The sequence below is a fragment of the Mycobacterium sp. NGS56 genome, from assembly GCF_059812425.1.
The window spans coordinates 1,466,083-1,483,845 of sequence record NZ_JCALCQ010000001.1 but is presented as its reverse complement, the minus strand read 5'-3'; the positions used below and the strand labels follow the sequence as shown (position 1 = coordinate 1,483,845).

General features: G+C 65.5%; 20 protein-coding genes and 1 pseudogene. 6 read left to right on the top strand and 15 right to left on the bottom strand.

Translation table 11 applies throughout. The annotated features are described in order from the left end of the window. Positions 1-53 precede the first annotated feature (53 nt). Positions 54-1,199, top strand: coding sequence for a glycosyltransferase (locus AC5Y4F_RS06810; RefSeq protein WP_499995644.1), 1,146 nt, complete (start codon positions 54-56; stop codon positions 1,197-1,199). 3 nt (positions 1,200-1,202) lie between these two features. On the opposite strand, the gene AC5Y4F_RS06805 is transcribed toward AC5Y4F_RS06810, so the two are convergent. Further along, positions 1,203-1,571, bottom strand: a complete 369-nt coding sequence (locus AC5Y4F_RS06805) for a hypothetical protein (protein WP_231986418.1) — start codon at positions 1,569-1,571, stop codon at positions 1,203-1,205. Positions 1,572-1,660: 89 nt separating this feature from the next. Continuing rightward, a complete protein-coding gene (locus tag AC5Y4F_RS06800; RefSeq protein ID WP_499995641.1) occupies positions 1,661-2,743 on the bottom strand; it encodes an NAD(P)H-dependent amine dehydrogenase family protein in 1,083 nt (360 codons plus the stop codon). A gap of 111 nt (positions 2,744-2,854) precedes the next feature. Here AC5Y4F_RS06800 and AC5Y4F_RS06795 point away from each other — a divergent pair, with 111 nt between their 5' ends. Beyond that, positions 2,855-3,709, top strand: a complete 855-nt coding sequence (locus AC5Y4F_RS06795; RefSeq protein WP_499995640.1) for a sulfurtransferase — start codon at positions 2,855-2,857, stop codon at positions 3,707-3,709. Positions 3,710-3,712: 3 nt separating this feature from the next. On the opposite strand, the gene AC5Y4F_RS06790 is transcribed toward AC5Y4F_RS06795, so the two are convergent. Continuing rightward, positions 3,713-4,609 carry a 5'-methylthioadenosine/S-adenosylhomocysteine nucleosidase family protein gene (locus AC5Y4F_RS06790; protein ID WP_499995638.1) on the bottom strand — a complete coding sequence of 299 codons (897 nt, stop codon included), beginning with the start codon at positions 4,607-4,609 and terminating at the stop codon, positions 3,713-3,715. Between the two features lie 260 nt (positions 4,610-4,869). Here AC5Y4F_RS06790 and AC5Y4F_RS06785 point away from each other — a divergent pair, with 260 nt between their 5' ends. Genes AC5Y4F_RS06785 through AC5Y4F_RS06775 form a run of 3 tightly spaced genes read left to right on the top strand, consistent with a single transcriptional unit; the run spans position 4,870 to position 7,252 of the window. Next, positions 4,870-5,652: an SDR family NAD(P)-dependent oxidoreductase gene (locus AC5Y4F_RS06785; RefSeq protein ID WP_499995637.1), complete on the top strand. Its 783-nt coding sequence runs from the start codon at positions 4,870-4,872 to the stop codon at positions 5,650-5,652. After that, a complete protein-coding gene (locus tag AC5Y4F_RS06780) occupies positions 5,649-6,527 on the top strand; it encodes an LLM class F420-dependent oxidoreductase (RefSeq protein WP_499995635.1) in 879 nt (292 codons plus the stop codon). The genes AC5Y4F_RS06785 and AC5Y4F_RS06780 overlap by 4 nt, the downstream gene beginning before the upstream one ends. Then, entirely contained in the window at positions 6,524-7,252 is a 729-nt protein-coding gene (locus AC5Y4F_RS06775; RefSeq protein WP_499995632.1) for a hypothetical protein, read from the top strand. The genes AC5Y4F_RS06780 and AC5Y4F_RS06775 overlap by 4 nt, the downstream gene beginning before the upstream one ends. A gap of 14 nt (positions 7,253-7,266) precedes the next feature. Here AC5Y4F_RS06775 and AC5Y4F_RS06770 read toward each other — a convergent pair whose 3' ends face one another. From AC5Y4F_RS06770 to AC5Y4F_RS06760, 3 genes and pseudogenes are all read right to left on the bottom strand, one after another. Beyond that, positions 7,267-7,680: an ArsI/CadI family heavy metal resistance metalloenzyme gene (locus tag AC5Y4F_RS06770; protein ID WP_499995630.1), complete on the bottom strand. Its 414-nt coding sequence runs from the start codon at positions 7,678-7,680 to the stop codon at positions 7,267-7,269. A 44-nt stretch (positions 7,681-7,724) separates the two neighbouring features. Further along, a pseudogene (gene arsB / locus AC5Y4F_RS06765) lies at positions 7,725-8,774 on the bottom strand (ACR3 family arsenite efflux transporter); the annotation flags it as partial. Then, a complete protein-coding gene (locus tag AC5Y4F_RS06760; RefSeq protein WP_499995629.1) occupies positions 8,762-9,115 on the bottom strand; it encodes an ArsR/SmtB family transcription factor in 354 nt (117 codons plus the stop codon). The pseudogene arsB and the gene AC5Y4F_RS06760, both read right to left, overlap by 13 nt. Before the next feature lie 127 nt (positions 9,116-9,242). Here AC5Y4F_RS06760 and AC5Y4F_RS06755 point away from each other — a divergent pair, with 127 nt between their 5' ends. Next, complete coding sequence (locus tag AC5Y4F_RS06755; RefSeq protein WP_499995628.1) at positions 9,243-9,770, top strand: lipoprotein LpqH; 528 nt, start codon at positions 9,243-9,245, stop codon at positions 9,768-9,770. A 60-nt stretch (positions 9,771-9,830) separates the two neighbouring features. Here the strand turns inward: AC5Y4F_RS06755 and AC5Y4F_RS06750 are convergent, their stop codons facing one another. From AC5Y4F_RS06750 to AC5Y4F_RS06710, 9 genes are all read right to left on the bottom strand, one after another. Further along, positions 9,831-11,312, bottom strand: coding sequence for an NAD-dependent succinate-semialdehyde dehydrogenase (locus AC5Y4F_RS06750; RefSeq protein WP_067937417.1), 1,482 nt, complete (start codon positions 11,310-11,312; stop codon positions 9,831-9,833). After that, the gene (locus AC5Y4F_RS06745; protein WP_499995626.1) at positions 11,309-12,088 is read right to left on the bottom strand and encodes an SDR family NAD(P)-dependent oxidoreductase; all 780 of its coding nucleotides are present in this window, start codon (positions 12,086-12,088) and stop codon (positions 11,309-11,311) included. Before AC5Y4F_RS06745 ends, AC5Y4F_RS06750 begins: the two co-directional genes overlap by 4 nt. Before the next feature lie 107 nt (positions 12,089-12,195). Continuing rightward, the gene (locus AC5Y4F_RS06740) at positions 12,196-13,230 is read right to left on the bottom strand and encodes a dihydrodipicolinate synthase family protein (RefSeq protein ID WP_499995624.1); all 1,035 of its coding nucleotides are present in this window, start codon (positions 13,228-13,230) and stop codon (positions 12,196-12,198) included. A 25-nt stretch (positions 13,231-13,255) separates the two neighbouring features. Beyond that, the gene (locus AC5Y4F_RS06735) at positions 13,256-14,089 is read right to left on the bottom strand and encodes a DODA-type extradiol aromatic ring-opening family dioxygenase (protein ID WP_067937424.1); all 834 of its coding nucleotides are present in this window, start codon (positions 14,087-14,089) and stop codon (positions 13,256-13,258) included. A gap of 11 nt (positions 14,090-14,100) precedes the next feature. After that, on the bottom strand, positions 14,101-14,352 hold the full coding sequence (locus AC5Y4F_RS06730) for a hypothetical protein (RefSeq protein ID WP_197520632.1): 252 nt from the start codon (positions 14,350-14,352) through the stop codon (positions 14,101-14,103). Positions 14,353-14,456: 104 nt separating this feature from the next. Further along, positions 14,457-15,632: an NAD(P)/FAD-dependent oxidoreductase gene (locus AC5Y4F_RS06725; RefSeq protein ID WP_499995622.1), complete on the bottom strand. Its 1,176-nt coding sequence runs from the start codon at positions 15,630-15,632 to the stop codon at positions 14,457-14,459. 3 nt (positions 15,633-15,635) lie between these two features. Then, positions 15,636-15,839, bottom strand: coding sequence for a ferredoxin (locus AC5Y4F_RS06720; RefSeq protein WP_499995620.1), 204 nt, complete (start codon positions 15,837-15,839; stop codon positions 15,636-15,638). 6 nt (positions 15,840-15,845) lie between these two features. Next, a complete protein-coding gene (locus tag AC5Y4F_RS06715; RefSeq protein ID WP_067937431.1) occupies positions 15,846-17,087 on the bottom strand; it encodes an amidohydrolase family protein in 1,242 nt (413 codons plus the stop codon). Further along, positions 17,084-17,683 carry an amino acid synthesis family protein gene (locus AC5Y4F_RS06710; protein ID WP_499995618.1) on the bottom strand — a complete coding sequence of 200 codons (600 nt, stop codon included), beginning with the start codon at positions 17,681-17,683 and terminating at the stop codon, positions 17,084-17,086. The genes AC5Y4F_RS06715 and AC5Y4F_RS06710 overlap by 4 nt, the downstream gene beginning before the upstream one ends. Positions 17,684-17,763 lie beyond the last annotated feature (80 nt).

Sequence of the window (17,763 nt, the reverse complement as noted above, 5' to 3'; positions counted from 1 at the left end):
ACGCGTCGGTTCAGCATTGATGAGTGCACACGAGAACCGCGTGTCCTCACGTTATGCGTGTCGTACAGGTCGCCAATTTCTATGGCCCCCGCTCCGGCGGCCTTCGCACGGCAATCGACCGGCTGGGCGCGGAATACTGCGCCAGCGGGCACGAAGTCTTCTTGATCGTCCCCGGCCAACGCACCGAACGAGCCGAGCTGTATACCGGCGTCGTGCGAATCACCTTGCCGGCCCGCCTGATTCCCTACACCGGTGGCTACCGAGCGGTGATGCCGGGCCCGGTCAAGGCGCTACTGGCCGCGCTGCGTCCCGACGCGCTGGAGGTGTCGGACCGGCTCACCCTGCGATCGCTGGGGCTTTGGGGCCGCGACTACGGCGCCACGACGGTGATGATCTCCCACGAGCGCTTGGATCGCCTTGTCGGACAGCTACTCCCGCGTCGGGTCGCACAAAAGTTCGCCGACGTGGCCAACGCGCGCACCGCCGCGAACTACGACACCGTCGTGTGCACCACCGGTTTCGCGCGCGAGGAATTCGACCGGATCGGTGCCGAGAACACCGTCACGGTTCCGCTTGGTGTGGACCTGCAGACGTTTCATCCTCGCCGCCACTCCTACCTGGTGCGCGAAAAGTGGGCCGCGCCACCGCAGATGCTGCTGGTCCACTGCGGGCGGCTGTCGGTGGAAAAGCGTGTCGACCGCAGCATCGACGCGCTGGGCGCGCTGCGCCACGCCGGTGTCGACGCGAAGTTGGTGGTCGTGGGCGCGGGCCCATTGCGGCCCAGGCTAGAGCGACAGGCCGCGCGACTACCGATCGACTTCACCGGTTTCATCTCCGACCGCAACACCGTGGCACAGCTGCTCGCGTCGGCCGATGTGACGCTCGCGCCAGGGCCGCATGAGACATTCGGGCTGGCCGCGCTGGAATCGCTGGCGTGCGGAACCCCGGCCGTGGTCTCCCGCACGTCGGCGCTCAACGAGATCATCACCGCCGACAGTGGCGCGTCGGCCGACAACGACCCGGCCGCCATCGCAAAAGCGATCAGCGCCATCGTCAGTCGGCCTGAGTGCCGGCGACGCGTTTCCGCCCGGCGCCGCGCCGAGGACTTCACCTGGCACCGCGCCGCGACCGGCATGCTGGCGTCGTTGGGCGCACCGACATTCAACGACCCGCGCGGCGAGGCCGAACAGACCGATTAACGGTCAGAAGTCCGAGGCCGCCCACGTCCCCGGCGGGTAGGGCGGAACTCGTCCGGCGAAGGCGCCGTCGGTGAGCTTGCACAGCGTGTCGGAGATCGTCCCGGCGTTCGCGATGACCTTCGGCCGGGCGCCCGGTTCGACGTGGGCGATCACCGCGTGCCAAGAGGATCCGATGCCCCCTTGTTCGTACCAGATGAACCAGTCGCTGCCGCGATTGCCGGCGCGAATCAGGCGGCGAAACGGCGCGTTTGGATCGCTGATCGAATCGGTCGAATTGAACGGAGCCCCTATGTCGGCCATGGGCGGCAGGAGTTTGGTGAGCTCCGGCGGCACTTGCGCGAGGTGCCGCACCTCCTGCACGGGGGTCGTCAAGGCGCACTGGGTGTTTGGCATCGCGAAGGCTGGGGTCGCCAATGCGACAGCGGATGCGGCGCCCATGAGGATCAAGATGCAAGCCCGGGTCACGACGTGCCGTCCACGCGAGAGGACACGTCCGCCCCGACGACGATGTCGAGCGCGCTGAGAATCCCGGGTTTCGCCGCGCAGACCGCAGGGATCGCGTTCAGCACGCGGGCAGCGGTGGCCGTCGAGCCGGGCAGATCTCCGCCGTTGAGGGCGAAATCGACCTGCACGGGGGGCTCACCGTCGATCGTGATCCGAGTCAGCCGGCGAACGGCGCTACCCGCCGCGATCGCGGGCTGCCAGTCTTCTACCGGCTCGTCGGGCATCGACCAGATCGACGAGAATTGCACGCGCGGTTGCCCGTTCACGATTGCATCGAACCGCATCCGCACGCTGGCTATCGTGCCAGGCAGAATCTCACCGGCCGCAAAGCTATAACAACGTTCAGCTAGGGCGACATCGCGATACTCATGGACATCGTCCACAGTCCATCCGAGCCCCTGCGCTACGAGCCGCAATGGCGGCCCGATATGGCTGATCATCGCCCCCGCAGGGTAGACCTCGGCGTCCTGTTCTGGTGTACGGCCAAACCCCAGCCCCGCGAAGAACCCCGGTACACGGTACGCGCCGCAGGGAATGCGTTCTTGGATAATCACTTTCGTCGGTCGATCGGTCATGCTCGCCGCGTGTATGGCGAGGATGTCACTGGTAAAGCCCGGCGCAATGCCGGTAGCGAACAATGAGCTATTGCCTCGGCGGCACGCATCTTCGAGCCGCTCACGCGCTGAGTCCTCTAGTGACGGCGGATGAAACAGCGCGAAGAACGAGGGCGTCACGACATTCTTCCGGCTTGCCAGGAACGCGCACAGGTGGTCTACGACTTCGTTGCTGTCACGACCAGAGACCGTGGCGAAATAGGTCACGCTGTCGGCGTCGACCGCGAGAAAGTCCTCTACACTGCCGACCGCCTCGACGCCGACGGCGCTCTGCCCGACCAGGTCGCCCGAATCCCGGCCGACCTTGTCCCGGCTGTGCACTAGGTGAGCGACGAGGTCGAAATGGGGCGACCGCAGGATCTTTCGCAGCGCGTTCGACCCGGTATAACCGGTGCCCACATGCGCCACGCGATATTTTTCGCCCACTGCGGCTCCTGTTTGCTCTGCTGCTCACCAGCACACTACGTCACACTTTGCTGGAAGGGGACGCTTTCAACCAGGCGGCTAGGCTCGCTGCAAACCGATGAGGAGGATCAGGTGGGAGCACGCAGTCAGGTATTGATCACCGCCGCCGGGCTGGCGGACATCGTCCGGGCCGGCGATCCGGTGACCATCCTGGACGTGCGGTGGAGAGTCGATGCTCCGGACGGGCGGCCGGCCTACCTCGAGGGGCACATTCCGGGCGCCGTGTACGTCTCGCTCGACGACGACCTCAGCGACCAGACGATCTCCGGCAGGGGCCGTCATCCGCTGCCGTCGGGACGCAGTGTGGAGGCCGCCGCGCGTAGCTGGGGAATCCGGCAGGACGCCCTGGTCGTGGTGTACGACGACTGGAATCGCGCGGGTTCGGCACGAGCGTGGTGGGTGTTGACCGCGGCCGGGCTGGACAACGTGCGCATTCTGGACGGCGGCCTGGCCGCGTGGCGATCGGCCGGACACAGCCTCGAGACCGGGCCGGTCAACCCAACGCCCGGGAATGTGACTGTGCCGCACGATGATCTGTATGCCGGAGGGCGGCGCACGCTGACGGCCGAACAAGTCGCCGAAGACACTGTGACGCTGCTTGATGCGCGCGCACCGGAACGCTACCGCGGCGACATCGAACCGCTCGACCCCGTCGCCGGCCACATTCCCGGCGCGAAAAATCTCCCCAGCGGCTCGGTGCTGACGGCCGGCGGCACCTTCTTCGACGACGACTCACTGGCACAACTGTTGTCCGATCGCGGAATCGAGCGTCACGACGCGGTGGCCGCCTACTGCGGCTCGGGCGTCACCGCCACGGTCACCATCGCCGCGCTCGCCGCGGTGGGCCGGGAGGCCGCGCTGTATCCGGGATCGTGGTCGGAGTGGAGCTCAAATCCCGACCATCCGGTGGAACGCGGCGCCGGGTAGCGGTCAGCAGCCGGTCCAACTCTGCAGGAAAGCCGCGGTTACCCGGGCGGCGTTCTTCGCCGCGATCCGCATGTAGCAGAAGAACTGGAACGGAAAACCCGGCAGCTGCAGCGGATCGCCGGGCCCGTCGGTAATGGCCCGGATGCCAAGGAACGGGACACCATGCGTGTCGACCACGGCCTGCGCGGCCGCGGTCTCCATGTCCGTCGCGTCGAAGGCCGGGTCTGCCGCCGATACGATATTCAGGTTGCTGATCAGGGCGCGTCTCAGCCAGGGGCCCGTCGCCCGAAAGAAGTTGCCGGAATACAGCAATGAATGACCGGGCGTGCTGCGGGGCTGGCAGCCGAAAACGCTGCCGCCGTGCGGGATGCACGGGAACGCCACCCCTTTGTTGTTGTCCCAGCTGCACCCGTCGCCGCCGGCGAAAACCTGCGGCCGGTGCCGCAGTTTGATGAGCCCGGCAGCGTTGTCCAAAGCGACGGACAGTCCGGCTGCCGTGGCCAGCATTCCGGGGTCAACCGAATGAAATGTCTTGCCGCCGTCTGATGTCCACCGCGCCGGTACCGCCACATCCGCGATGCTGGTGCGGCCGCCCCCTCCGGCGACGCCCGAAAACACCACTGCACCAATCGTAATGGCGGACCCACCAGCGAAGCGGACGAAGGCGGTCTCGGTGGTGTCGGTGGCGTTCGTCAGGCCGATGCCGGTCATCGCCACGATCACCTTCTTGCCGCTTATCGATCCAAGGTAAAAACGCCGACGGTCAGCGACGACCACCGGATCGGGATCGAGCGTGGTGTGCGACAGCACCGCGTCGGCTTCACCCGGAAAGGCGGACAACACCAGCGTGCGCCGTTCGCCGCGATCCGCGCCACCACCCACCGACACAGTAAACGCCACGACGCGGATGACGCGGAAGGGCTCACGCCGCTTTGCCGATTCCGGCCCTCTACGTCTGGCCAGCGGTTAGTCTCAGCGGCGTCGCCGCGAAGCCGGGAGCACGGCGCGCACAGGAATCTGGGCTCGGGAGCCGAAGATGACATTTGTTTCATGCAACAGGATGATGAGCCGTGACATGATGCGCGACCCTGGGCGGCCGGCGGTCGCCGAACTAATCCACGTGTGGCTCGAACTATGCCTGCCCGCAAACTGACTGCGTCATGACCGGCCGGCTCGACGGCAAGGTCGCGATCATCACCGGCGCCAGCAGCGGCCTGGGACCGGTGCTGGGGTCGCTGTTCGTCCGAGAAGGCGCCAAGGTGTTGCTGGCCGCGCGGCGTACAGAGCTGGTCCAGGCTGCTGCGCAGGCGGCCGGTCCCGGCGCCATCGCGATGCGCGCCGATGTGACCGATGAAAACGACGTCGCCGCCATGGTGGGGCACGCGGTCGACGAGTTCGGCCACGTCGACATCTTGTGCAACAACGCCGCCGCACCCGGACAGGACCATTGGATCTGGGAGCAGACGCTGGACAACTGGAACGCCACCATCGCCATCGACGTCACCGCCGCGATGTTGTGCACCCGCGAGGTTCTCAACCGGTCGATGCTGCAGCGCCGCCGCGGCGTCATCCTGAACTTCTCCTCCACAGCCAGCTACGCGGGGATGGTCCGCAAAACGCACTACGTCACCGCCAAGGCGTCACTGCGCGCGTTCACCAAGGCCGTCGCGCTCGAGGTCGGCCCGCACGGCATCCGGTGCAATTGCATCGTGCCGGGGGCCATCGACACCGAACTGTGGCGCAAATGGGTGCAACGCACCGCGGACGAGCAGGGCGTGGACGCCGAAACCATCCGTGCCAGGCAGCTCAAAGGCGTTGCGTTGCAGGATATCTCCTTGCCCGAGGACGTCGCCAACCTCGCGTTGTTCCTCGCCAGCGACGAAAGCCGCACCATCACAGGCCAATCGATTCCCGTCGACGCCGGAGGGTACATGCAGGGATGAGCGGACCCGCCAAACTGTCGGTGGCGACCCCGGTGGTGACGATGTTTCCAGGCAGCAGCGGTGAGTGGGAAAAGACGGCGACCATCGAGGATCTGGCGCGCATCGCCGAGGCCGCAGACCGGCTCGGCTACCACCACCTGACCTGCAGCGAACACATCGCGCTGCCCGCGGCCGAGCGGGCCCGCCGCGGTACCCGCTATTGGGATCCGCTTGCCACCTTCGGCTACCTGGCCGCCCGCACCCAACGAATCCGGTTGGCCACCAACGTGCTGGTGCTCGGCTATCACCATCCGCTCGAAATCGCCAAGCGCTACGGCACCCTGGACCAGATCAGCGGCGGCAGGCTGATTCTTGGGGTCGGCGTCGGGAGCCTCGAAGAAGAATTTGAGCTCATCGGCGCGCCCTTCGACGACCGTGGCCCCCGCGCGGACGACGCGTTGCGGGCCCTGCGCGCCTCGCTGTCGGTCGACGAACCGGCCTACGATGGCGAGTTCTATTCGTTCGGCGGGATGGTCGTCGATCCCTGCGCGGTCCAGGAGCACGTACCCATCTGGATCGGCGGGCGCACGCTGCGATCCCTGCGCCGCGCCGCAACGCTGGCCGACGGCTGGGCCCCCTTCAACGTGAGCCTGCAGCAGGTCCGAGATTGGCTGGGCCGCTTCGACTTTCATCCCGGATTCGATGTCGTCTTATCCGCTCCCGCATTGCTCGACCCGATCGGCAAGCCGGAGAAGACCCGCGACCTGTTGGACGAGACCATTGCGGCTGGCGCGACCATCGTCAACGCAGCCTTCCGCCACACCTCGTTGCAGCACTACCTGGAGAGCCTGCAGGCCCTCGCCGAACTCCATCCCACGACCGGTGGCTCGGCGTGACGCGGGTCAGGGCAGGAATATTCAGCCTCACCGCCGCAGCACCCGAGGACGACGGCAGTTATCTGCGTTGGCACCTGCTGGACCACATGCCCGAGCAATATCAGCTGCCCGGCATCGTGCATGGGTTGCGGTGGATCGCCGATGGCGATTACCCCAACCACCGCCTGGCCGCAGACGGACCGCTCGGTGAGATCGGCAACGCGGTGCACTACCTGGTCGGCGATCCCGTCGAGCAGACCTTCGACGACTTCGTCACGCTCGGCCGCACCTTGCGCGAGAACGGTCGCTTTCCGGTGGTGCGACCGTCACTGCAGGTGGCCGGCCTGCGCCTGCTGCAGTGGCATTCGTCGCCGCACGCGTTGGTGTCCCCCGAGGTGGTGCCGTTTCGGCCGCATCGCGGCGTCGTGCTGATCGTCGAGGAACCCGCCGAGGGCCGGCCGGACGACTGGCTGCAGTGGCTGCATGCCGAGCACTACCCGGCCCTGCTCGCGACGCCGGGCACGGCCGGCGCCTGGACCTTCGGTTCCAGCGCCGGGTGGGGCCACCTGCCCCGCGGCTGGCGGACCGATCACCAGTACATCACCGTGGTCTACCTCGACGAGGATCCGCTGACCATCGTCGGTGCGCTGGCGCCCGTCATCGAAGAGCGTTGGCGTTCAACGGCGGTGCGTCCAATATTCGCCGGCCCGCTGCGCAGCATGGTCAGCTGGGAAGCCTGGCCGTAGGCCGCGACCGCTGCCTATGAGGCGCAGCAGGTGCGCTCCGTTTGGTCGGCGGGCCCGAAGGTCTCGGAGTCGGCCTTCACCGTGTAGATTTCCCACCGTTCACCGCTCGGGCCACTGACCCACACCTTGTCCTGCGTGGCGAAGCAACACGTTGTGTCGGTCTCTTCGTCGGTCAGCAGCCCGCAGCTGGCGAGCCGTTGGGATTCGCTATACACGCTCTCGCTGGAACCAACCTCGACGCCGAGGTGGTTCAGCGTGCCGCCGTGGCAGGGGTTCTCCAGCAACACCAATTTCAGCGGTGGCTCGGCGACGGCGAAATTGGCATAACCGGGTTTGACCTTGGCCGGGTCGACTCCGAAAAGTTTGGTGTAGAACGTGATTGCCTCGTCGAGATTGTCGACGTTGAGGGCCAGTTGAACACGTGACATGATTACCTTCCTTTCGCCGGCCATTCGGGAATCTCAGCAACGAATCTCGGTCGCAGGGCCAGCGAGACATAGACGAGGGCGACCAAGACAGGGACTTCGATGAGCGGTCCGACCACACCGGCCAGAGCCTGGCCCGACGCAGCGCCGTAGGTGGCGATCGCCACCGCGATCGCGAGTTCAAAGTTGTTGCCGGCGGCGGTGAATGCCAGCGTGGTGGTGCGGGCGTATCCCAATCGCAGCAAGACTCCAAGCGCATATCCCCCGGCCCACATGATCGCGAAGTACGCCAGCAGCGGCAACGCGATCCGCGCTACATCCCCCGGCCGGGACGTGATTTGTCGTCCTTGCAGCGCGAAGAGGATGACGATGGTGAACAACAACCCATACAGTGCCCACGGAGCGATCCGGGGCAGGAAGCGACTCTCATACCAGTTGCTGCCTTTTGCGCGTTCACCGAGACGTCGCGACAGGTATCCGGCCAGCAGTGGCACACCCAGGAAGATAAGTACGGATTTCGCTATCTGCCAAGCGGATACGTCGATATCAGTTGTGCTCAGCCCCAGCCAGCCCGGCAGCACCGACAGATAGAACCAGCCCAGGGCGGCGAACATGACGACCTGGAAGATCGAGTTCAGCGCGACCAGAACCGCGGCGGCCTCGCGATCGCCGCTCGCGAGGTCGTTCCAGATGATGACCATGGCGATGCAGCGCGCCAAACCCACGATGATCAGCCCGGTACGGTATTCCGGCAGATCCGGCAGCATCAGCCAGGCCAGAGCGAACATCACGGCGGGTCCGATCAGCCAGTTCAGCGCCGCCGAGGCCATCATGAGCCTGCGGTCAGCGGTGACGCCTTCGAGCTTGTCGTAGCGCACCTTGGCCAGCACCGGGTACATCATCACCAGCAGGCCTATTGCGATGGGCAACGAGATACCGTCGACTGCAACGGCGCCGACGGCCCGGCCCAGGCCGGGGACGAGCCGGCCGAGCAACAGCCCCGCGACCATGGCGATCGCGATCCATCCCGGCAGGAACCGATCCAATGTCGACAGCCGGGCGCCCATCGCCGTGCCGGTCGAGCTCATATCCCGCATTCCGCGGCCGACCGTACGTCGACGCTCAACACCGACGAAAGCTGTTGCAATGCAGCGGGAACCACCCAGTAGTACACCCAGGTGCCGCGCCGTTCGCAGTCCACAAGCCCCGCCGACCGTAGCGTCTTGAGGTGATGGGAGATCGTCGGCTGCGATACGTCGAATGTCTGGGAGATCTCGCAGACGCAGGCCTGGCCACCGGGGTGGCTGGCGACCAGGCTCAACAATCGCAGCCGCACGGGATCGCTCAGCGCTTTGAACATCGCGGCCAGCTCCGCGGCCTGCGGCTCGGCCAACGCCGCCGTCCCCAACGCGGGGCAACAGCCCGATTGATTTGACATTCATCTATATAAACACATATCGAATCAAAACGCCACAGTGGAGTTTCTCCAGTAGCCCGGTTCTAGTCAGGCGGGGGAACCGAAGCCGTCCTATAGTCCTCGTGACGTCCTAGTCCAAGGGAGTGCCATGACCAATGCCGACAATCGGCGCAGCCAGCGGTCGGTCGTTCGCGCGGCCGCTGCGCTCGGCCTGGCGGCGTTGGCGGCCGGCCTGCCGGCCTGTTCCGGCAAGGAGGATCACCGAGCCACCGCAACGAGTTCGGGTCCGCCGTTGGCAAGCACAACGGTAATGATCGATGGAAACAGGCACACGATCATCGCCGCGGTGGACTGCACGCGATCGGCGGCGCAGCCGAGCGCGTCGCCCCCGGAATCCGGTGACCTCACCACCCGGATCAGCGTGCACGACGATGCCGCATCGGTGTCGCTGGCCATCTCCGATGAGCAGCCGCCCAGCGTCGACGGCTTCGCCATTTCGCTCAAGCTGGACGACGGCCGATACCAATTGCCTTACCAGGGAACCAAATCACCCACCCAGGTCCAAGCAACCAAGGTCGGCAAGGGCTATACGGTTACCGGAACGGGCCAGGCGACCGTGCCCGGCCAAAGCGGTTTGCGGGACGTGACCTTCGGGATCCACGTGACGTGCCCGTAGGTTTGCCCCGAGCCCGAGCGCCCGTGGATGGCAAGTCACTTCTCGGTGCCGGCGCGACGGTCACTGAGCGATGTACTTGACGTCCAAATACTCATCGATGCCCTCTAGACCCCCTTCCCGCCCGTATCCGGATTCTTTGACTCCGCCGAACGGTGCGGCGGCATCGGAGATGACCCCGCGGTTCACCCCGATCATCCCCACCTTCAGCGCGCGACTGACCCGTGCGATCCGCCGCACATCGCGGCTGAAAACGTAAGCCGCGAGCCCGTATTCCGTATCGTTCGCCGCCGCGATCGCCTCATCCTCGTCTACAAAGGAGACCACTGGGGCAACCGGGCCGAAAATCTCCTCGCGTAGCAGACGGGCGTTACTCGATACCGTGTCCAACACCGTTGGCTCGTAGTAGTACCCCGTGCAGGCCGGCGCCTTGCCGCCAGCCCTGATGCGCGCGCCACGAGCCGTGGCGTCATCGACGAGCGCGGCGACCGCAGTGACCTGCCGCGCACTGATCAACGGGCCGATGTCCGTCGAGGGTGCGGTTCCCGGCCCGAGCCGCAGCGACGACACGCAGCTCACCAGTCGATCGACGAACTCCTCGACCACTTGCTGCGCGACGTAGAAGCGATTCGCGGCGGTACAGGCCTGCCCTCCATTGCGGAACTTCGCGGCGACGGCTTCCTGCACTGCGGTGTCGAGATCCGCGTCCTCGAAGACCAGAAGCGGAGCGTTGCCGCCAAGCTCCATCGACGTCCGCAGCAGGCGGTTGGCCGACAACTTGACCAAGTGCTTGCCCACCGGTGTGGAACCGGTAAACGTCAGCTTCCGCAATCGCGGATCCCGGATCAGGGGTTCGGACAACGCTGCGGCCGACGACGTGGGCAAGATCGACAACACCCCCTCGGGAAGTCCCGCGTCGGCGAAGACCTGACCGAGTAACTGCATCGTCAAAGGGGTTTCCGGGGCGGGCTTGACGATGATGGTGCAGCCAGCCGCCAGCGCCGGTGCGATCTTGCGAGTGCCCATCGCCAGTGGAAAGTTCCACGGCGTGATCGCCAGCACCGGTCCCACCGGTTCCTTGGTCACGACGATCTGGCCCGGTCCGGCGACCGCGGCTGCCGTGCGCCCTCCGATCCTGACCGCTTCCTCGGCGAACCAGCGTAAGAACTCCGCGCCGTAGACGACCTCCTTGCGGCTCTCCGCGAGGGGCTTGCCCATTTCGAGCGTCATCACGGCGGCGAACTGTTCCGCGCGACTGATCACCGATTCGAAGACTCGCCAGATGATTTCGCTGCGCTGCCGGGCCGGGGTCGCCGCCCACATCGGCTGAACCCTACTGGCGACGTCTAACGCGCGCATCGCGTCGGTCGGGCCTGCATCGGCTACTCGGGCCAGCAGTGCGCCGGTAGCGGGATCGACGACGTCAAACCGACGAGCGCTGCAGGGTTCCGCCTGTCGGTTGCCGATCCACAGATTTGTGGGGACCGAGTCGATCACTTCCGCAGCGTTGCTCGGCGGTACGAGACCGGTCACCCCCGCGGTCATGCCTTACCGCCATCGGTATTGATGATCACCCCGGTGAGCACGCGGGACTTGCACGTATCCGCCAAGTACACGTAGGCGCAGGCGTGGTCGGACGGGGTGGGCAGGACCCCCAGAAGGGTGTTCGCCCGTATGCGTTCGTCGCGGCCGTCGACGGTGCCGGCGGTCTCCGTCTGTCCGAGCGCCCGCAATCCCCCGAAGTTTGTACCGGTCGTGCCGCCTGGCGCTACACCATTGACGCGGACCTCCGGGGCGAGGTCCCGAGCCAGATGCGAGACCAGCCCGCGCAGGGCCCATTTCGCGCTTCCGTACAGGACACCACCGCCGACGGGATGAAAGGCCGACTCGGACAGCGTCAGCGTGACCGAGCCACGCCGGCGCCGCAGATGCGGGTAGGCGATACTTACCGCCAGCAAGGCGCTGAGAACGTTTGCCCGCCAGGACTCTTCGGCAGCGACTGCCAATTCGGACAAGCTCATATCTCGCAGCGATGCGTAAAAGTCGAACACGCCGACGCAGCAGGTCACATTGTCCAGCCCGCCGAAGCCGCTCACCGCGGTGTCGACCGCCTCGGTCAGCGTTGCCGCATCGGTAGCGTCGCCGACCATGAGCCGTACGGCGCTGCCATGATCACGACGTACCCGCGCGGCCGCCTCTGTGGAGCGCTCGATGATCGTGATCCGGGCACCCTCTGCGACATACGCGTCGACGACGCCGCGGCCGATGCCGGAGCCCCCGCCACACACCAGCATCGACGCCCCGGACAATCCACCGGTCACTGAACTGACCTCTTCCTTTCCGCCTCCGCCACAGCAGCATTGGCCACGCCGTCGGAGCGCGTGGCCGCGCTCCGACGGCGCCACGTGATCCACTAAAGGTGCCCGGCCTACTTCTCGACGGTGTGCGTGACACCGAACCTGTCGCCAACCTCCTTGATCACCTGCTGGTAGCGTCCGATGTGTTCCTTGGTGTCCCGGACGTGCACCTCCGGCACCAAGTCCTCGGTGTAGGGTGGCCGGCACTTGCCGACATGGATATAGCCCGCTTCGTTCACGCGTATCTTCTCCAAGGGAACGTTGTACTTCGAGAACTCCATGAAGTCCTGGCCGACCAGAAACGGCTCGTGCGCCCAGCGCAGCCGCTCGTTCAGCCACCGAGCATCGTCGATCCTGCCCTCCCGCAGGGCGTCGCGCAGGGCCAAGACCGGCGCCGGACCGCACGCGGTCGTCGACGACCACGCCATGCCCACCAGATCCTCGCCGTACATCTCCCATGCGGGTAGCCAATCGGTTTCGATCGGCATCAAAGGAAAGCACGTACCGGTGTGGGCCATGTCGTTGTGGTAGCGAAAACCCGTCGATGCCCCACCGGCGTACTTCACCGCGACAACCTGGGGCAGTTCCACCAGCGTGCGGTACACAACCCGTGGGATCACACCGCCGAAGGCAGCGGTGTTGTCGTAGACGACGATCGCCAGTTCTGGAACCGCCTCGGCCACATCGCAATAAAAGCGTTCCATGACCGGAGCGACCATGCTCCCCCACATCGGCCGCCCCAGGAGAGTGCCGGTGATGCCAAGATCGGCCAGGTACTTCATCCGGGCCACCGTGTCACGGGTGTTCAGCGTTGTCGTCCCGATGAACACCGGAAAGTCCGGGTTGACCGCGTTGACGGTCTCGGCAACGCAGCCGGCGAAACTCTTCCATTCGTCCAAAGTCAGTGTGGCGCATTCGCCGAGGGTGCCGTTGAGCGCGATGGCGTCCACACCGTCTTCGATCAGAATGCGGATCATCCGCTCGGTCTCGGCCAGGTCGACGGTGTCGGTGGCATCGACACGTTCGGCACCGGGAAGCGCCGGTGTCGGCGGATACGCCATGACTCCGCGCATCTCGCGTCCGGTCACTTTTGGCAGCTTGTTCATTCTTTCTGCGCTCCTTCTTTCATTGCTACAGTCGGGCGGCGGCGATCGCCGTCCCGGTCAGCCATGCCGAAACTGGTTGATAAGTAAGTGTTTCGAACGCCGCCCCCGCGGCGCCGGCGGCGACGAGCCAGGTGCGCACCTCGTGCGCCCCGTTGCCCGCCGCTTCGATCTGGGCCTGGCTGTAATCGATCAGGCGATGACGATCGCCGCTTTCCATCCGGTCGAGAAAATCACGGTCGAACCGCTCATTCACCCGGCCGGATTCGGCCATGCCGACCCAGTGCGACAGCCCGCCCGTCCCCAGGACGACGACCCGCTCGGCGATGCTCTGCGCCTCCACCGCGGCCCTGATCATGGTTCCGAAGTCATAGCAACGTCCCATCGTGGGGCACGGCGGGTTGACACCGTTGACGATCACCGGCACCAACGGCAGCCGTGACTGTGGGTCGATGTACTCCAGTGGCACGCAGAAGTTTTCGTCGAATTCGAGCTCTCCGCCGACCATCGCGGGGTCGAAGTCCGACTCCAGCGCGAATCGATAGAGGTGCTCGCCCAGAGCCGGGCAACCGCGGTATTGCCGTTGTTCGACCCGCAAGAACGCGGCCATCTCCGGGGTCACCGGGCCGAGGTAGGACTCAGCAGTGGCGATCGCGAACGCCGGCAGGTTACTGAGGAAGAAATTGGTGAAATGTTCGACGGACACAGCGATCACCGCATCGGGATCGAGCTGTTCCACCCGCCGTCGCACTTCGGCGAAGGCATCCTGGACGGCCGCGCGCTCGCTTGGTTGTGCCCGGTCGGGAAAACCCGTGAGGCCCGGGGCATGCGAGGCGGTGAATGCACCGACAATTTTTCCCATCTGATGCTTCCTCAGCCGATCTCTCCACGTATGCGGCCGTAATATTCGGCCCGATCGACGCCAATCTGCAGCGCGCAGAAGTAGAGCAGATATGGATTGACGCCACCGTCGTACAGGGCTTTCAGATCCAGGGAAGCCATGGCAACGCGTTCCTCTCCGTCGATGTGGTATTCGTCGAGAACGCCATTCGGATCAGCCCTGAACCTTTCGGCGAGGGTGGGATTCTTCCGCACATCCCACAACAATCTCTGAAGCGCGTACACCTGCTCTCGGTCTTCCTTCCGGCGCCGTGGTCCCAGTCGAAACGGTACGCAGGCGCACCGGGTTTCGCGTCACCCTTTGGGGTGAAACCGCTTGTGGACGCCCCCTACTCGGCGATCACGTCGTTCCATGGGGTCCGCCTGGCGATCGCGGCACGGTAGCGCGCTAGTTTTCGCGGCTCATTCACACACAGCGCGCCGCGGATCAGCCCACCGGCTCCGAAGAGGACAACCATCGATGTGTCGTTGTCTTGCCGCATGTGAATATGTTCAGCGCCGTCGGCGCGTCCGGCAAAACGGATCTTGGCATCGAACTGGTCGGACCAGAAGTAGGGAATCGACGCAAGGGGACCCGCGTGTCCGAGTAACGTGCGGGCTGCTTTTCGGCCCTGCTCGACCGCGTTGCTCCACTGTTCGACGCGCATCTGTTCGCCGAATAACGGGTTGTACCAACGCGCGATATCGCCGGCGGCGACGACACCGGGAGCACTCGTGCGCAGTTGCGAATCACAGACCACGCCATCGGACACAGCGACGCCACTACCCCGTAGCCAGTCCGTCGCGGGCGTCGCGCCCACTCCCGCCAAGACCACATCGGCGGCAAGCACCGTTCCGTCCCGCAAGTGCAGCTTGTAGCCGCATCCGTTGGTCTCGACCTGCGTGATCATGTTTTCGCAGTACATAGTTACGCCATGACTCTCATGCCGACGCTTGAACCAGTGACCCGCCTCGCTACCCAGCACCCGGGTCAACGGAGTTGGTGCCGCTTCGACCACTGATACGTCCATTCCGAGCGCGGACGCGGTCGCGGCGACCTCGAGTCCGATGAACCCCGCACCGATCACCGCGAGGTGGCTGCCCGCGTCAAATTGCGTATGCAGCGCTGTCGCATCGTCGAGGGTGCGCACCGTGTAAGCGTGTGCGTCGCTATCGAAGAGGGGAAACCGGCGCGCACGCGACCCCGTGGCCAGAATCAGCCCGTCGTAGTCGAGGTGCGCACCGCCGGCCAGTTGCACCCTGCGGCGGCGCGCGTCCAGGCCCACGGCGGGTCGGCCAAGACGTAGATCGACGTTGTGCGATGCATACCAGGCTGGTTGCTTGAGCAACAGTTTGTCGACGTCGGGACCAAGGCGCAAAGCGTCTTTCGACAGAGGCGGGCGGTCATACGGGAGATGGCGTTCGGCCCCGACAAGCGTGATCCGGTCTTGGTATCCGTTCTCGCGGAGGCTTTCGATCGCGTGCACTGCGGCCAGCGAAGCGCCCACGATGACGACCTGGCGCACCAGCTAGCCGTTCTCGACGGTGATGGCGCGGGCGGGGCAGGCGCGGGCCGCGTCCGCAGCACGCGCCCGCTGCTCTTCCGGCGGATCGTCCGTGAGCAGTACGGCCTTTCCGGAGACGTCGTCGAGGTCGAACAGTTCGGGCGCTTCCATCATGCAGCAGGCATAGCCCTGGCACGCCGTCAGATCGATTCGCACCTTCAAGCCCATCTGTGTTTATCTCCTCCCAGCAACAAGTTTCGGGGTTAACGCGGCAGGGATTGCCTGCGCATCCTCGAGGTGCCGCAGCTCCGGCTCGATGGTTGCGAGCCGTGCCGCCCGCGGCGTATTACGGCTGCGCAGGGCGGTCACCTCGCCGCCGCACACCACGGCACTGATGCCCGGGATATCGCCGATCGCCAGTGCTCCCCGCGCGTCGGGTGCGGTAGAACCCCACGGCGCGTCCATGATGACGAAATCGGCGGCGGCCCCTTCGTAGATCAACCCAGCTTCCAACCCCCAGACGCGAGCGTTGTTGCCAGTCGCCATTGCCCACACCCGAGCGGGATCCATCCCCGACAGCGAGGACAGCTCGGCGATTGTTTTGATCACTCCCAAGGGCATCACGCCAGTGCCGGTGGGCGTGTCGGAACCGATGACGACGCGGCGCAGCTGTCCGCAGTCTTCGGCCTTGCGCAGGATGCGAACCGCCGACTTCAAGTTGCCGGCCTGCACCAGCTGCAGCGCCATCGCGGTCTGCTCGATGACCTGGTCGACCCCAGATTCCGCCAGGGCGGTGGGCCCGCCGTTGATGTGCCCGCACACGTCGGGCCGCAGGGTCATCAGGTGCTCCGGCGATATCGGTTTGCTGCCGGGGATGCTCGCCCCGCCCGAATGACACATCACGGTGATCCCATGCTGTTGCGCCCACCGGACTTGATCCGCACCATCGGCCGGGTCAGCGTAGGCGCCAAAGCCGAATTTGGCCAGATGAATCCCCGCGCGCTGCAGCTCGGCGAAATCCTCCTCCTGAAGCGTCGGTTCCAACACCACCGCGCCCGCGTGAACGGTCATTCCCCCTGGCCGGAAATTGTCGAAGCACTCCTTCGCCGCGATCGCCAACGCCTTTACACCCAACGCGGTGTGTGGCCGCCCCTGCGCATGGATTTCGCCGGGAGAGATGACCCGGGTGATTCCCCCGTGGACGTAGCTGGCCAAAAAGTCGACCGTCTTCTGTCGGGGCGTGTAGTCACCGAGGACTACGTGACAGTGCGAGTCGATCAGCCCGGGCGCGACCGTGCTGCCCTGTGCATCGAGAACTGAATCCGCACTGTCGATTTCGTCGATCACGTCGGCGTGGTGACCGACCGCGATAATTACGCCCTCGCGGCAGACGACGCTGTCTGCGTCAGCGAGAACGGGCTCGTCCAGATCACCGGAGAGAACGGCGCCGGCGCCGGTGATGGCGAGGGTGCTCACACCGATGCCTTTTCCCGCGCCTGTTCCCGGGCCTCCTCGACTGTCATCCCACCGACCCGCGCGTTGATGCGGCCGCGGTTGGCGACAGCGGCGATCACCACCAGTTCGTCGGGATGGGGGGCATCGGGAAGGTGTACCGCGACCGCGTCGTAGTGGCTGCGCACCCAAATCTCGTCTTTGTAAGCCAGCGGAATGTCGATCACTACCCCTGGCGCACCGACCTTGGTGACCGAGGTGATCCACGCCTTGCCGCCACCCACGGCGTCGCGCAACGCGTTGCCGAAGATCGTCGTCAACGCCGCGTTGATGTGTTCCTGCTCTCCGTCGACGCCGACCAACCCGCCCTTGCCGTAGCTTTCGACCGGCTCACCCAGTAGCCGCGCCGCCTCGACTCCGAGCCATGTCCCCAGCTGCTGGGATGCCTCGACAAGCGAAGACAGGTCTTCGACGAATTCTTGCCCGGCGAATGGATTTTTGACGATCGCACACACGGCCACCTTGCGTAACGGCGCGCCATCAGAGCGCCCTGCAACGAGCCGGGTCTCGTCGACCACAGCAAAGGATTTACGAACGATCAGCCCGGGTCGTTGTTCCACCGGTCGCCTCCAAGTCTCATTTCGGTCGTGAACTCGTATGCGAGCGTATGGAGCGCAGGACATCGATTTCTTGCCCCAAC

What these genes read in the sequence shown, in the direction of transcription:
- AC5Y4F_RS06735 (WP_067937424.1), bottom strand. Translation starts at nt 14,089, where the DNA reads ATGGGAAAAATTGTCGGTGCATTCACCGCCTCGCATGCCCCGGGCCTC.
- AC5Y4F_RS06785 (WP_499995637.1), top strand. Translation starts at nt 4,870, where the DNA reads ATGACCGGCCGGCTCGACGGCAAGGTCGCGATCATCACCGGCGCCAGC.
- AC5Y4F_RS06760 (WP_499995629.1), bottom strand. Translation starts at nt 9,115, where the DNA reads ATGTCAAATCAATCGGGCTGTTGCCCCGCGTTGGGGACGGCGGCGTTG.
- AC5Y4F_RS06810 (WP_499995644.1), top strand. Translation starts at nt 54, where the DNA reads ATGCGTGTCGTACAGGTCGCCAATTTCTATGGCCCCCGCTCCGGCGGC.
- AC5Y4F_RS06780 (WP_499995635.1), top strand. Translation starts at nt 5,649, where the DNA reads ATGAGCGGACCCGCCAAACTGTCGGTGGCGACCCCGGTGGTGACGATG.
- AC5Y4F_RS06770 (WP_499995630.1), bottom strand. Translation starts at nt 7,680, where the DNA reads ATGTCACGTGTTCAACTGGCCCTCAACGTCGACAATCTCGACGAGGCA.
- AC5Y4F_RS06755 (WP_499995628.1), top strand. Translation starts at nt 9,243, where the DNA reads ATGACCAATGCCGACAATCGGCGCAGCCAGCGGTCGGTCGTTCGCGCG.
- AC5Y4F_RS06750 (WP_067937417.1), bottom strand. Translation starts at nt 11,312, where the DNA reads ATGACCGCGGGGGTGACCGGTCTCGTACCGCCGAGCAACGCTGCGGAA.
- AC5Y4F_RS06720 (WP_499995620.1), bottom strand. Translation starts at nt 15,839, where the DNA reads ATGGGCTTGAAGGTGCGAATCGATCTGACGGCGTGCCAGGGCTATGCC.
- AC5Y4F_RS06740 (WP_499995624.1), bottom strand. Translation starts at nt 13,230, where the DNA reads ATGAACAAGCTGCCAAAAGTGACCGGACGCGAGATGCGCGGAGTCATG.